The organism is Sphingopyxis yananensis, assembly GCF_020687785.1.
In the GTDB taxonomy this organism is placed as follows: Bacteria; Pseudomonadota; Alphaproteobacteria; order Sphingomonadales; family Sphingomonadaceae; genus Sphingopyxis; species Sphingopyxis yananensis.
This window is the reverse complement of the sequence record NZ_JAJEWI010000005.1, coordinates 708998-723206: the sequence shown is the minus strand read 5'-3', so window position 1 is coordinate 723206 and position 14209 is coordinate 708998. Positions and strand designations below refer to the sequence as shown.

The 14209-nt window shown below is 59.7% G+C and carries 11 protein-coding genes and 1 tRNA gene; 1 reads left to right on the top strand and 11 read right to left on the bottom strand.

Features of this window, described 5'->3' with window-relative positions; all coding sequences use genetic code 11:
- The 11 genes from gspK to LKO31_RS05870 form a co-directional block, all read right to left on the bottom strand.
- Positions 1 to 1020 carry a type II secretion system minor pseudopilin GspK gene (gene gspK, locus LKO31_RS05920; protein WP_227689227.1) on the bottom strand — a complete coding sequence of 340 codons (1020 nt, stop codon included), beginning with the start codon at positions 1018 to 1020 and terminating at the stop codon, positions 1 to 3.
- Entirely contained in the window at positions 1017 to 1643 is a 627-nt protein-coding gene (gspJ, locus tag LKO31_RS05915; protein WP_227689225.1) for a type II secretion system minor pseudopilin GspJ, read from the bottom strand. The genes gspK and gspJ overlap by 4 nt, the downstream gene beginning before the upstream one ends.
- On the bottom strand, positions 1640 to 2047 hold the full coding sequence (gspI, locus tag LKO31_RS05910; protein WP_227689221.1) for a type II secretion system minor pseudopilin GspI: 408 nt from the start codon (positions 2045 to 2047) through the stop codon (positions 1640 to 1642). The genes gspJ and gspI overlap by 4 nt, the downstream gene beginning before the upstream one ends.
- The gene (gene gspH / locus LKO31_RS05905) at positions 2037 to 2606 is read right to left on the bottom strand and encodes a type II secretion system minor pseudopilin GspH (protein ID WP_227689219.1); all 570 of its coding nucleotides are present in this window, start codon (positions 2604 to 2606) and stop codon (positions 2037 to 2039) included. The genes gspI and gspH overlap by 11 nt, the downstream gene beginning before the upstream one ends.
- A gap of 3 nt (positions 2607 to 2609) precedes the next feature.
- A complete protein-coding gene (gene gspG / locus LKO31_RS05900) occupies positions 2610 to 3086 on the bottom strand; it encodes a type II secretion system major pseudopilin GspG (protein ID WP_407699259.1) in 477 nt (158 codons plus the stop codon).
- A gap of 23 nt (positions 3087 to 3109) precedes the next feature.
- Positions 3110 to 4390: a type II secretion system inner membrane protein GspF gene (gene gspF / locus LKO31_RS05895; protein ID WP_227689218.1), complete on the bottom strand. Its 1281-nt coding sequence runs from the start codon at positions 4388 to 4390 to the stop codon at positions 3110 to 3112.
- A complete protein-coding gene (gspE, locus tag LKO31_RS05890; RefSeq protein ID WP_407699258.1) occupies positions 4390 to 5949 on the bottom strand; it encodes a type II secretion system ATPase GspE in 1560 nt (519 codons plus the stop codon). Before gspE ends, gspF begins: the two co-directional genes overlap by 1 nt.
- Positions 5950 to 5951: 2 nt before the next feature.
- On the bottom strand, positions 5952 to 8114 hold the full coding sequence (gspD, locus tag LKO31_RS05885; RefSeq protein ID WP_227689214.1) for a type II secretion system secretin GspD: 2163 nt from the start codon (positions 8112 to 8114) through the stop codon (positions 5952 to 5954).
- A gap of 5 nt (positions 8115 to 8119) precedes the next feature.
- Positions 8120 to 8989, bottom strand: coding sequence for a type II secretion system protein N (locus tag LKO31_RS05880; RefSeq protein ID WP_227689207.1), 870 nt, complete (start codon positions 8987 to 8989; stop codon positions 8120 to 8122).
- Between the two features lie 205 nt (positions 8990 to 9194).
- Positions 9195 to 11897, bottom strand: coding sequence for a TonB-dependent receptor domain-containing protein (locus LKO31_RS05875; protein ID WP_227689205.1), 2703 nt, complete (start codon positions 11895 to 11897; stop codon positions 9195 to 9197).
- A gap of 93 nt (positions 11898 to 11990) precedes the next feature.
- Positions 11991 to 13565, bottom strand: coding sequence for a hypothetical protein (locus LKO31_RS05870; protein WP_227689204.1), 1575 nt, complete (start codon positions 13563 to 13565; stop codon positions 11991 to 11993).
- Between the two features lie 402 nt (positions 13566 to 13967).
- On the opposite strand from LKO31_RS05870, the gene LKO31_RS05865 reads away from it, so the two are divergent.
- A tRNA-Leu gene (locus LKO31_RS05865) sits at positions 13968 to 14054 on the top strand.
- Positions 14055 to 14209 lie beyond the last annotated feature (155 nt).

Here is a 14209-nt window from a genome sequence, read left to right as displayed (position 1 = left end):
TCAGTCCCATTCGCCCCACATGCGCCGGACAATGGCGGCCTTCGCCTGTCCTGCTTGCGGCGCTCCGCCATAAGCGTCGATCAACGCCCGCGCCGCCACCATGCTATCGCCTAACTCCACCATCATCTCCAGCTCCAGCCAACGGCTGGTCATTTGCACCTGCTGCGCCGCATCGGGCGGCGGCACCACGCCCGCCAAGGGGCCAGATTGCCAGAAACGCTGGCTGCTACCATAGCCGCCGCTGGGCCGCGCCGCCAGCGCCGCCCGCACCGCGCCCAGCGAAATATCATCGGGCATCATCATCGCAATCAACGCCGCCTGTTCAGGGCGCAGCGTGTTGACATTGGGCCGCACCGGTTCCGCCACTGGCAACACACAAATCCATGGGGCCATGCGCGCATATAGGGCGGGCGTCACCCCGCGCACCGCGCGCCATTCGCTGGCATCCACCATCAATCGGTTGGCGGGCAAATATCCCTGTTCCATCCCGCGATAGGCAGCATCTTCCGCGCCCAAGGGTGTCGGCGCATCATCGCTATCCAGCCAATCGCCCGTTGCGGCCGCCACTGCCGCCGCTTCATGCTGCCGCACGCCCAATATGGTCATCAGCGCCGTCAATTGCTCGATGCCGCGCGGGCGCTGGCTGAACCGGTCGGGCGTGGTTTCGCTCACCAATCCATTCAGGTTAAAACAATTGGACGCATCATGCAGCTTGGCCGTCCCCGACCCAATGGGCAAAGGCAGCGCAAAGGGGCGGTCCTGCCACCCCGCTTCATTGGTCAATTTATGATGGTCGGCGTCCACCAACGCCTGCACACGGCCCAACGCCAACTGTTCCGCGGCCATCACAAAGGCGCGCCCTTGGTCCACCATCGCCGCGCTGCCCGATATGCGCGTCGCCAGCGTCAATCGGTCCAGCGCCGCCGCCGCAATCACCGCCATTACGGCCACCAACAACAGCACCGATAACAAAGCCGCGCCGCGTTCGCCCTGTTCCACTTCTGGCTGCTGGGGGGTCATGGCCTATCCCCCGCTATTCCGGTCGGCGGCACGACAATCGGCACCGGCCCCAGCGCAAATAACATCCGCAGCGGGGGCGTATTATTTTTCACCAAGGTCAATTCCACCGCGCGCGGCAATTCCGTGCCATCCGCAATCGGCCACATATCATGCCACCCGCCCCGCCCATCGCGGTATCGCAGTGTCGCTTGGGCGATATCGCGGGCAAAAACATCGCCCTTGCCCATCACTGTGCCATCCAGCATCGGCTGAACGGCGCGGGTCCATGTGCCATTTTCCAACGCATAGCGCACGCGCTGCACATCCGGCGCGCTTCGGCCTTCCCAGCCGCCAGCCCCGCCATGCACAAAGGCCATATCCTCCGCGGTGCCCACAAAAGCTGGCACCTCCGCCCCCGCGACATCCCGCGTGCGGCGCGACAGAGCCTGCGCCAAATCCTCGGCCAAAATGGCCCGCAATCGATTGACGCCGCCCATCGACGACAGGCGCTTTTGCACGCTTTCTTGGCTGTTCACACTGCTGCGCAGCAAGGTCACGCCCATGGCCGCAATCGCCGCAAACAGCGCCAACGCCACCAGCATCTCCACCAGCGTAAAACCTTGGTCATTGCCGCGCGCCGTCATCCTGCGGGCCTCACCATCGTCAACACCGCCTGCCCACGGCCCGCCACCGACTCGACCCGCAAATCAATCCGCAGCAAATGGGCATCCGCCGTTCGGGCCACCTGCTGCTGCACCCGATATTGCCGCCCGCCATTTTCCACCACCATCGCGGACACCCCAATGGTCGGCGCAGCAGCATCGCTCGCCAATTCCACGGCGCGATTTTGCGCCACCATGGCGGCCAAACTTTTGTCATCCAAATCCCCCGCTGTCCGCAAGGAAAAGGCATCCAGCCGCACCAAGGTCAACGCCGCCACCGCCAAAATCGACAAAGCCACCAGCATTTCCAACAGGGTAAACCCCTGTTCAGGCGGGCGCACCGCCTTGCCGGATGCGCGCGGCGCCGCTTGCGCTTCACCGCGCACGGCTAATTTCCCCGCTCGCGCCAATATGAATATTCTCCCGCGCGCCCTCAGCATCGGCGGACGCCGTCAGCATCGTCAGGCTTTGCGGCGTCGGGGTGGTGCCCAAGCGGCTGAACAAGATGCGCGTCTGCCCTCCTTCCGAAACGCCCGAAACGCTGCCGTCCGAACGCGCCCCATCCACCACAATCCGAATATCCTGCGGCCAATCATGCTGGGCAAAGGCCCGCCCGTGCAGCATTTGCCATTCGCCCCGCGTCCGCTGCTCAAACCAATATCCCGACGGGCTAATTACCGCCGCCGTGCCGCGCCCTTCCACCACCGCCAAATCCCGCACAGCGGCCAAGCGGACCGCCAAACGATCGGCTTCCTGCCGCATATTTTGGTCTTGGCTGGGCATGGTCAGCACGACCGCTGCCGCCGCCAATCCCATAATCGCCAGCACCACCATCAATTCCACCAAGGTAAAACCCGCCTGCCCCGCCGAAACGGGCCAGTCACTCCGCGCTCCGCTCCCTACATAGGGGGACGCGGCGGGCGCAGGGCGCGCATCAGGGGCCAAGGCTTAACCCTCGGACCTTATGTCGGCATTGTCTTCGCTGCCCCCAGGCGCACCATCCGCGCCCAGGGACAAAATATCAAAAGGCTGTCCATTCATCCCTGGCGACTGATATTGATAGGGGCGCCCCCATGGGTCTTGCGGCAGGCTTTTGACATAACCGCCGCGCCGATAACGTTCCGCCTGCATCAGCGACGGCGGCGCTGTCACCAACGCTTGCAACCCATCGCTGCTGCTAGGATAGGTCAGATTATCCAAACGATATTGCTCCAACGCCGTTTCCAAGGTCGCAATATCCGCCTTGGCCTTGGTCACCATCGCGCGGTCTTGGCTGGGCAGCACATTGATCATCACCACCGTCGCCAGCAAACCGATGATGAAAATCACCACCATCAATTCCGTCAGGGTAAAACCATCCTCCCCCTTGCGCCGCGATTTTGCGCGGCTGGGAATGGGCCGCTCCATGTCCAACATCAAACGCATGAAAAGCTGCATCAACGACATGTTCATAGTCCTGCTAAAGTCTGCAACTGAAGGATTGGCAGCAAAATCGCCAAAATAATCAGGGCCACACAGGACCCCATCAACACGATAATCACCGGTTCCAGCAAGGCCATGCTGGCCGCCGTAAACCGGTCAAATTCGCGTTCCATATAATCGGCGGCGCGTTCCAACATGGTTTCCAACCGCCCCGCGCTTTCCCCGCTGGCCGCCATATAGACCAGCAAGGGCGGAAATATATCGGCATCGCGCATCGCGCTCGACAAGCTGCCGCCCGCGCGCACCTGATCCACCAAGCCATTGGTGGCGCTGGCCAAGGCGGCATTGCTGATGGTCGGCACCGTCAAGCGCAGCCCCTCTACCAATGGCAAGCGGCTGGACACCATGGTCGCCAACGTGCGGGCAAAACGCGCCGCATGCAAATCGCGCAACAAGCGCCCCAGCAACGGCAGCCGCAGCAAGCCCGCATCGACCCGATATTTAAATTCCGGCTGCTTCATCGCTGCCGCAAAACTCGCGCCCCCCGCCATCAGCAGCAGCAAAATCAGCCACCACCAACTGGCGGCAAAGGCCGACAATGTCATGACAGCGCGGGTCAACCACGGCAATTGTTGGCCAACATCGGAAAATTGCTCCACCACGCGGGGCACCACAAAAATCATCAACGCCGCCACCACGCCCATCGCCACCACCGTCAGGACAATGGGATAGGCCAGCGCCGCCAGCAATTTCCCCCGCACCTCGGCTTGGCGTTCCTGCAAATCCGCCAAGCGCGCCAAAATGCTGGTCAAACTGCCCGTGCTTTCCCCCGCCGCCACCATGGCCCGAAATAAGGGCGGGAAGCTGGCGCGTTGACGGCCCATCGCATCGGCCAAGCGCCGCCCTTCCAACAAGCCTTGATGCACATCTTCGATCACGGCGCGAACCCGCGCCCCCTCGCTTTGGCGGGTCAGCGTGCGCAGCGCCTCTTCCAAGGGCGCAACCTCGGCCAATGTGGCCAATTGCCGTGTAAACAGCGCCAATTCTTTGTTGTTCAGCTTGCTGCGCTGCTGCGCCCATAGGGCAGATAATCCGCCCAGCAGCGACGGATTATCCGCGTCCGATATCCGGCGCTCGGCGGACAACCCATTGCCAGCCCCGCCGCTGGTCCGCGCCGCTTCCAATTCAACAATATGATATCGTCGGTCCAGCAATTGCCGGCGCGCTGCCTCTTCGCTGGCGGCCTGCAATTGCCCGCCGCGCTCTTGGCCCGCCTCATCCACCGCCAGATAGCGATATTGTGCCATCAGTCCAAATCCATCTCGCGCCGCGCAATGCGAATGGCTTCTTCGGGCGTGGTCAGCCCCTTGGTCACCATCTGCCGCGCCGAGGACGCCAGCGTTGGCGCTTTCAAAAAGACATGGCGCGATATCATCGCTTCGTCGCCGCCCGCATAAATATAGCGGCGCACCGTCTCATCGACCTTAATCGCTTCATACACGCCAATGCGGCCCTTATATCCGGTCTGGCCACAAGCGCGGCATCCCTTGGCCCGCCAAATGATGGTGCCAATATCCAGCCCCAACACTGCCGCCACGCCATTATCGGCCTGCACCGGTTCGCGGCACTGGTCGCACAAACGGCGCACCAACCGCTGGGCCAGCACGGCGCGCAGCGTGGACGCCAGCAAAAATGGCTCGACCTTTAAATCCTTCAGGCGGGTAATCGCCCCCACCGCATCATTGGTATGCACGGTGCTCAGCACCAAATGCCCCGTCAGCGACGCTTGCACCGCAATATCCGCCGTTTCGCGGTCGCGAATTTCGCCGACCATCACGACATCGGGGTCTTGGCGCAAAATGGCCCGCAATCCGGCGGCGAAATCCAAGCCAACCTTGGCGTTCACTTGGGTCTGACCAATGCCATCCACGGCATATTCCACCGGATCTTCGACGGTCAAAATATTGCGCTCGCCATCATTCAGCTGGCGCAGGGCTGCATATAGCGTAGTCGTCTTGCCGCTGCCTGTCGGCCCCGTGACCAAAATAATCCCATTGGGTTCCGTCAAGGCTTCGCGCAAAATACGGTCGGCTTCGCCGCTCAGGCCCAAAATATCAAAATCAATGCCAGCGGTGTCTTTGTCCAAAATGCGCATCACCACCCGCTCGCCCGCACGGCTGGGCAGCGTCGACACACGCACATCCACCGCTTTTCCGGCCAGCGTCAAGGAAATGCGTCCATCCTGCGGCACCCGCCGCTCGGCAATATCCAGCCGCGCCATCACCTTAATCCGGCTGACCACCACAGGGGCCACATGGGCGGGCATCCGCAAATGTTCGCGCAATACGCCATCCGCGCGCATCCGCACCACCAGCCCGCTTTCATAAGGTTCAATATGAATATCGCTGACGCCCTGCCGCACCGCCTCCGCGATAATCGCGTTAATCAGGCGAATGGCGGGCGCGTCATCGGCGCTGTCCAACAAATCTTCGGCGCTCGGCACGCCGCCAGCAATTAAATCCAGCTCGCCGCCCGTCATCGACCCAGCCACCGACCCCGCCATGGCGCTGGACGCATCCACCGCATAATGGCGCGACAACAACCGATCAAAATCCTCGCTGCTCAGCATATCGACGCGCAAAGGCTGGCTTAGGTGCCGCTTCACCTCAATTAACGCCGCTGGATCGGCATTTTCGCGAAAGCTCGTCAGCCACCCCCCCGCCGCATCGGGCGCAATCACCACCCCATATTGGCGCGCAAAGGCATAAGGTATGTCGACCGGCGACGTGCCCACGGTAATGGGCGTTTCACCAACCGCTTCATCGTGCGGCCCAGCAATGTCGCCGCCCGCTGCCTCCGCCTTCATGCTCATGGCCGCCCATCCGCATCAACCGACGACGGAACATCGACCGGCACAATCACCCCATCCACACGGCGCAGTATGTTTTGCGCAGGGTCAGCAATCACATCGCTTTGCCCCGCCGCGCTCATCACTGGCGGGGTCGCCCCCAAATAATCGCGCACCAAGGCATCAATGGCGGGTTCGCTGTCGGGGTTACGCTCGCGCTGGAAATCGCGAATATAGCCATAGCGCCGCGCCGTCAGCGCCGCATTATCCGCGCGATTGCGCAAAATCGTCGGGCGGATGAACACCATCAAATTGGTCTTGGCGCGGCTGCGGCTGCGCGATTTGAACAATTCGCCGACCAACGGAATATCGCTCAGCAAGGGTATCCGCTCAATCGTGCGGCGTTCATCATCATTCAACAAACCGCCAATGGCAAAAATCTCACCATCATCGACGGTCAGCGTCGTTTCAAAGCTGCGCTTGTTCAAAATCAAATCGCTGCTGCGGCTGTTCACCGGCCCTGCGACGCTGGACACTTCTTGGCGCAGATATAATTTCACCTCGCCCGCCGCATTCACCTGCGGCGTGACTTCCAGCTTAATGCCCACTTCCTCGCGCTGCACGGTGCGAAATGCATTGTCGAAATTGCCGCTCAGCGCCTCTCCGGTGGTGATCGGCACTTCTTGACCGACCAAGAATTTGGCCTGTTGATTGTCCAAGGTCACAATATGCGGCGTGGCCAATAAATTGCTGGTCGTATCCGACTGCACGGCATTGATAATCGCGCCAAATATGGTGTTCTTGCCAATATCGCCCGCAAAACCCGCAAAGCCGCCCGTGGCGCTCATAATCGACGAAGCCGCCGCCTCTTGCAGCCCGCTGCCAAAGCTGGACGAATTTTGCGTCACCACCGTTTGTCCATTGACCGTGGTGGTTTCTTGGCGGCCCAATTTATCGGCGGCATAAGCCCCCGCCAGCGTAAAGATATTGGGCTGCGCATTGCTATAATTGGTCGCGACAAAGGGAATATTCTTGCCCCCCAGCACAAATTGCGCGCCCAAACGCTTGGCGGCATCATCGCCAATTTCCACCACAATGGCTTCCACCAACACTTGTTCGCGCCGCGCATCCAATTGGCGGATCAATTCGCCCAACATGCGCTGCACATCGGGGTTGGCCGCCACAATAATCGCATTGGCCCCTTCATAGCGGGTCACAATCGCAGGTCCCCGCGCCGCAATGCCGCCGCCTGATGCCCCCGTGCTGGCCGCCATCACCGGCGCTGCTGCGGGCTTTACCCCCGCGCTGCTATCGCCGCTGGCCCCTGATGGCGCGGACGCGCTACTGCTGCTTTGCCCCAATAGGCTTTGCAGTGTCGGCAACAAGGTTTCGGCATTGGCATGGCTCAGCCAATAAACCCGCAATTCGGTTCCGGCGGCGGCCCGCCCATCCAAATCCTTGGCCATTTGCACAAAGCGCGCCACCAGCGCCTGATCGCCGCGCAGCGCCACACTGTTGCTGCTGTCGACAGGTACAATCGCCACACCTGCCGATGCACCTTCGGACGCTGCAGGCACCAAGGCCTGCAACGCCGCCGCCACTTCGCGGGCACCAGCATTGGTCAAGGACACGATCTGGCTGGTCGATGTGTCGCGGTCGATGCTGGATGCCAAGGCCCTTATGCGGCGAATATTGTCAGCAAAATCGGCAATTACCAAGCTGTTGGCATTGCGATTGGCGGTCAACGACCCTTGCGCGCTCACCAATGGGCGCAAGGTTTCCACCGCCGATGCCGCCTCAATATGCCTCAGCCGGATGATTTCCGTCACAAATTGATTTTGCGCAGCCCGCGCACTGCCAATGCGGCTGGGCTGGGCGGCCGCCCCGTCCAACGGCTGAATACGATAACTACCGCCTTGCCCCGGCACCGCCACCAATCCATTGGCGCGCAGGGTCGACAGGAAAATTTCAAAATATTCGCTGCGAGACAGGGGCCGGTCCGTCACCACCGACACTTTGCCATTCACACGGCCATCAATCACAAAGGTGCGCCCTGTCACTCGCGCCGCATCCTGAATGAAGGCGCGCACATCGGCATCGCGCACATTCAGCACATATTGCGCCTGAACCGGCACCGCCGCGACCAAGGCCGCCGCCAATAATAATGTTTTTGGTAAACGCATATTCTTCATGACTTTGCGATCAAAATGGCAATGGGAATGAGGCTAGCACCGCGTTCGACTTCCAACGAAATACGCGCCCCTGCGCGCAGCATAGACGACAAGGCCGCCACATCACCGGCCCCTGAAATAGCACGGCCATTGACGCTGCGAATAACATCCCCGGCGCGCAGGCCAGAGGCCTGCATCACCGCGCCATCACCGCCCGCGGCGACATGAACCCCTGTCACTTTGCCGCCTTCGGCGCGGGGGGAAAAGCGCACGCCTTGCTTCAACGCCTCCGCCGTCAACGCCGCACCGGCTCCGCCCGCACCCAATGCAGGCTCGGCTACTGGCGCGGCGGGAACTTGCCCTACGGCTGGCTGGCCGGTGGCAGGCTGGCCTGTCACCGCTTGCTGCACTGCCGCCTCATCCCCGCCTTGGTCCAAAAACAGGCTTTCGCGCACACCGCCGCGTTCCAACACCACATGGTCAAAGGCCACTGCCGCCAATATTGTGCCTGCCGCCACCTCATCGCCGACAGCAAAGCTATTTTGCACGCCATCTTCGCCGGAAATGATGGCCGAACCACCGCCCGTGGCTTCGTTCATACTAATCCCATGCAGCACCAGCGCCATCGACGTCACATTGGCGGCCACGGGGCCATTATTGACGCTGCGAAAAAAGGGGTCAAAGGCCGAAAACAAGCTGGCGCGCTGCGAAAAGGGCAAAATATCTGCGCCCTTGGGTTGCCACGCGCCCAACGGGCTAAGCGGCACCACCAGCGCCCATAGCAAGCGCACCGCCTGCACAATCACCGCCGCTGCCAACAGCGCCACCAGCATATGCGGCCACAGCGCGGCGAGGCGGGGGCGACCTGTCCCAATATCAGCCGACATCCCCCGCCCGCGCTTCCCACGCAATATGACAGGCAAACGCCCTGCTAACCCTGACCACGACCATCGCATAAACTTGAAACCCCCGCGCAACTGACGCACCGAATCGCTTACGCGCCTTCCATGACAATCAATTGACGCGAAGGTTACAGTTTTTTGACACCCAATCGAGTCTCCACACCCGAACAAGCCATTGAAACCGGAGCGATCAGAACTTTAACGACGCACTCAAAGAGAATGTCCGGCCCAATTTATAGCGGTTGAAATAAATGCGATTATTCCCGCTTTCCTGCACCTCTTGATAATCGCGGCCCGTCAAATTGCGGGCTTCAAATTTCAACTCCACCTCGCGGCCACCGACATCAAATCCCTGACGCGCCACGAAATCCAATTGCAATCCGGGCTTTTCGCGCAGGTCCGGCTGACCCGATGGACCACGGCTGGTCACGCGCGGGCTGCTATAGGTCAGCAACAATGTCTGCTGTGACAAGCGGTCCTTATCCTCTAGGCCCAATTGCACATTCACCAAATGGTCCGACTGGCCCGTCAACGGCACGCCGTCGGTGAACAAGTCGCTGGCTGCCACTTCTTGGCCGCCGACCATCGACACATCACCATCCCGAACCGAAATTTTCGACTGGCTAAAGGTATAATTGCCCACCACCACCACGCGGCGGCTGCTCCCTTCCAGATCAAAATATTTCTGCACCTCGGCCTCTACACCAAATAATTTGGCCTTGGGCGCATTGGCAAAGCTGGTGTTGACGGAACTATCGGCAACGCTGGTATAGGCCTCGATGGGATTATCAATCGACTTGAAAAATCCGGCGATGGTAAAGCGTTGTTCGCGCGCAAAATAATATTCATAGCGCAGTTCCGCATTCCACAATTGGCTGTCCACCAAGGACGCGTTACCGCGATACAGCCGGTTGGATTCAGGGTCTTGATAGACTTGCTGCACCAATTCGCGAAATTGCGGGCGGGCAATGGTCTTCGACCCGTTGGCGCGAATTTGCATATCCGGCGCGACTTCCCACGTCACCGTAATGGCGGGCAACCAGTAACTTTTATCAAGGCTGGTCCCCAAGGCCAAATCGCCGCCGCTGTTGAACAAGTCCACCGCCGCAACACGCTGTTTCGCCGTTTCATATCGCACACCAGCGTTCAAATTCACACCGGCCGTCAATTCAGCCTGCACCTGACCATAAGCCGCATGGGTGCGCAGCGCCGCGTCAAAGGCCGCCGTACCTTCCTGCGCCGATGTTTCCAATATGGTGATATTATAGGCCTGAATGCTGGCGTCCGATAACAAATAATCGGGGCGCAATTGCTGCACCGCACGCGGCAAATCATTGGCGCGGTAAATGAAGGATCGGCGCTCGCTATAACGTTTGGTGTCGCTAAACGCATAACCCACAGTAGCGGTTACTCGCGGCAACACTTCATAGCTCAGGTCCACACCGCCCGACCATAATGTCTCGTCCAATTCCGAAAAGGCCAGCGTTGCGTCGCCGCGATTGCCGCCCAAATCATTGACGAACTTTTCGCCCATTGGGTCCACATCGGTCGGCAAATTAGTGCGAACATAGGTAAACCCGCGCTCATAGGGCGCATCCCGCTGCGACTTCGCATATCCGCCGCGCAGGTCCAGCTTCAACCGGTCAAATTGAAATTCGCTGGCAATCTGGCTGTTGAACAATTGGCGGGCATACCAAGCGGTATCCTGCTTCATAATGTCGCGGTCGCTTTGGTTGCGGTCGGTGCCCAGCGCCAATTTGCCTTGCTTCAACGTGTCGCGAATGAACAAGTTCGTCCACCGCACCTTATGCTCGCCCAATTCCAGCCCAAATCCCAACAGGCCATTGACGACAATGCGATTGTCCGTGGTCACGCGTTGATAGCTGGTCTGCGGATCACCCGACAAATCCGCGTTCAGCGATGTTTGCTGCAAGCTGTCGCGCGTACGCCATTTGTTGCTGATGCCAGCGGTGGCAATAATGCCCAACTGACCATCGGCCAGATCAATATTGGTCCCACCCGTCAGCGAAGCCGACCAATTCACGGGAATATGATTATTCTTTTGCAACAAAGTCGTCGGCGTGTTCGACAAGCCCATCAGCATCGCCTGAATGTCAGCGCGGCTAAAATTGGCCCCTTCAATCACCGGATGCCCGCTGTTCAGCGCATCACCAAATAAGCGCGGGATTTTGCGTTCGCCATCATCAAACCCCGTCCAGTCGGTGCTACTACCATAATAGGTATAGCCCAATTCATTGGTGGTTTCTGTGTCCCAACCCAGCCCACCGCTGATCGTCAAAAAGCTTTCCTTGGGCGTGGATTTGGTGGTCAGATTGATCACCCCGCCGCCAAATTCGCCGGGGAAGTTGGCCGAATAGCTTTTCTGAACCATCGTGCTGTCAATGACGTTGGTCGGGAATATATCCAGCGGCACAACGCGCTTCAACGGCTCGGGGCTGGGCAAGGGCGACCCGTTCAGCAGCGCCAGCGAATAACGATCGCCCAAACCGCGCACATAAACATAACCGCCGCCGACAACGGACAATCCGGTTACGCGCTGCAAGCTGCCGGAAATATCCCCGTCCCCCGCCCGCGCAATATCCGCCGATGACAGCAAGGACACCACTTCTGGCGTTGTGCGCACAACATTGGGGGTAAAGCGGCCCGTCACCACAATATCCGCGTTGCGTCCACCCGGAATGGACACATCAACCCCTTGCTCATCGCTCCCCTGCTCATTGCTCGGCTGCTCGTTGGCACCAGCAGCGGTGTCAGCGCCGCTATCGGCGGACCGCGCATCGGACGATGTCAGATTTTCTGCTGCCAGTGTCGCAGGTGCTACCAGCGCCGACGACATCAGCAACAAGGAAGCGAAAAGCGGGCGCGTGTTCATATCTTTATCCCTGATTTCATGAAAGTGGGGACGAAGCACGGCGCTGGATTGTGCCCAGCTGCCACGCGCTTCGTCCCGTCATTATCGCTGCAATTAAACCGGAATGTCGGTGCAAGCGCCGCTGGTGCTGCCAAAGCTGGCGGTCTGGCTGTTACAGGCCCAACCGGCATACCAAGTGTCATTGGCATCCTTCACCGCGCCAATATAATTGGTGACCGTAAAGAAGCTGCCCCATGGCGTCAGGTCAAAGGCTGGGCGGCCCGTTTCCGTTGCCCCATTGACGAACAAGTTTGTCAGCGTCGGCACCAGCGTCGAAATATTGTTCGTGCCCGCTTCAAAGATCGAGCGAATTTCGGCGCTGGTGTTGCCCGTGCTGTTGCGGAACACATCACCGCCGCATTGCATGGCCACCGAATGGAATACCGGCGGACCGGCTTCATCCAGCGCCGGATTGGCTGGGCGCGTGGTGGTCGTGCTGTCGATACGCAGGCAATTGATGCCAGGCGATACAATCACACCATTGGCAAAGCTGTAATCCGCGCCGCCGCGAATACGAATGGCCGCGCCATTGCCCGCCGCATTGTTGCGCTGAATGAAGGTGAAGTTGGCAATTTTCACATTCTGACGCGGCATGGCGTCTTCATTGCCATCCGAATCAATTTCCATCATCGAATCGCCCGACGTGCCATTGAACCGCTGGGCAGCGATCACGAACTGAATATTGCCCTTATACCCAACGTCGGTATCCAACGTATCATCGTCGTTTCCGGTCAGCACCAGATGCTTCATATTCACGCGGCCACCAAATATTTCGATGCCATCGTCCGAGCTATTGTGAACCTGAATATGGTCCATGCGCGTTCCGCTGCCGACGCCCGACGGGGTCAGGCCCTGCAATTCCTTGTCCGCCGACAAAGTATAACCCGAATAGCGGATCTGCACATAAGCCATGGCGCCGCTGTTATCAGCGGGTGTGGCGCCGCCATATAAAGCGCCGCTGGCGCCTTCGGTATCACGCGAACAAGCGGCGGTGCCCGCCTCAGCATTGGGGTTTTGGCAATCGGTGATGGGCGCACGGCCCAGCAACACCACACCGCCCCACATTTGCGAATCGCTGTCGGTGGCTGTGCCTTCCAAATTGGCGCGGCCCGTAAACACAATCGGGCGGCTCGCCGTGCCAACGGCGTTAATCTTATTGCCACGATTCACTGCCAACCATGACGGCCCCGTTTCACCATATAGCAGCACACCCGGCTGAATGGTCAGCGTCACGCCATTTTCACCACTCGTCGGTGTCGCGCCCAAATCACTGCCCACGTCCACGCGGCCATTGATGGCATAGACCACACCCGCCACATCGGTCAGCACCGTGTCCTGCGTAAAGCGAGCGGGCAATTGGCAAACGCGCCATGCGCGATCCTTGGCCTTATCCTCGATCAAACCGCGATCGGTCAGCGTCGCCCCAACCAGCGACGGGCAATTGGCGGCGGGCGTCACCGCGCCCGGGGTTGGCGTTGGTGTGGGCGTCGGGGTCGGCGTTGGCGTGGGGGTCGGCAAAATGATCACGCCTTCCCCAGGCGATGCCACATTATCGGCCCCGCAAGCGGCCAGAATAGAACCGGCCACGCCTGTAAGCATGACCAAACGAATGCGTGCAAAAGCTGACATAGAATCTCCGTGTCCCTTGCCGCCAAGGGCGTGATGAACTGCCGGAGAACAAAACGCACCCTGCCCCCGGTCATCTGCGCCCTAAGGGGATTCGATGACGGTCTGACGCAGCTATGATGACAAATCAGAGACTCTTTTATGTCCACTTGATGACGTAGCATTTTGGCCACAGCCCATCTGCCGCGCGGCGAAAAGCTTGGATGACCCATCCACCGGATACTCGACCGGATGCCCAGACGGCTCCCACACCGACCCAATCGCCGCGCGCTACATTCCTAGGTCTCGAATATTTCTTGAAAAATCGGTTCCAAAGTCCATTTGCCTGCTTGCCTAAGCGATAACCCTTTGCTAATCGCCCGCACCTACCCAGCGTCGAGACAAGCTCTCGGCCCTACATGATGTGCGGTCATGGCGGAATTGGTAGACGCGCAACGTTGAGGTCGTTGTGGCCGAAAGGCCGTGGAAGTTCGAGTCTTCTTGACCGCACCATCATAGTCCATCGGGACCAAGAAAATCACATATATGCTGTAAAACAGTGCCCCAATGGCCGGCTAAACCATGTCGCGCTTTGTGCTTTTCTTTGCGGACATCAACGCAGGCTGCACCCCATCAAAAGTTTCCGACACCGGCCAACCCCTCTCCGC

Excerpts from the sequence above, each read along its gene's own strand:
- gspK (WP_227689227.1), bottom strand. The coding sequence starts at position 1,020 with ATGACCCCCCAGCAGCCAGAAGTGGAACAGGGCGAACGCGGCGCGGCT.
- gspJ (WP_227689225.1), bottom strand. The coding sequence starts at position 1,643 with ATGACGGCGCGCGGCAATGACCAAGGTTTTACGCTGGTGGAGATGCTG.
- gspG (WP_407699259.1), bottom strand. The coding sequence starts at position 3,086 with ATGCGTTTGATGTTGGACATGGAGCGGCCCATTCCCAGCCGCGCAAAA.
- gspF (WP_227689218.1), bottom strand. The coding sequence starts at position 4,390 with ATGGCACAATATCGCTATCTGGCGGTGGATGAGGCGGGCCAAGAGCGC.
- gspE (WP_407699258.1), bottom strand. The coding sequence starts at position 5,949 with ATGAAGGCGGAGGCAGCGGGCGGCGACATTGCTGGGCCGCACGATGAA.
- gspD (WP_227689214.1), bottom strand. The coding sequence starts at position 8,114 with ATGCGTTTACCAAAAACATTATTATTGGCGGCGGCCTTGGTCGCGGCG.
- LKO31_RS05880 (WP_227689207.1), bottom strand. The coding sequence starts at position 8,989 with ATGTCGGCTGATATTGGGACAGGTCGCCCCCGCCTCGCCGCGCTGTGG.
- LKO31_RS05875 (WP_227689205.1), bottom strand. The coding sequence starts at position 11,897 with ATGAACACGCGCCCGCTTTTCGCTTCCTTGTTGCTGATGTCGTCGGCG.
- LKO31_RS05870 (WP_227689204.1), bottom strand. The coding sequence starts at position 13,565 with ATGTCAGCTTTTGCACGCATTCGTTTGGTCATGCTTACAGGCGTGGCC.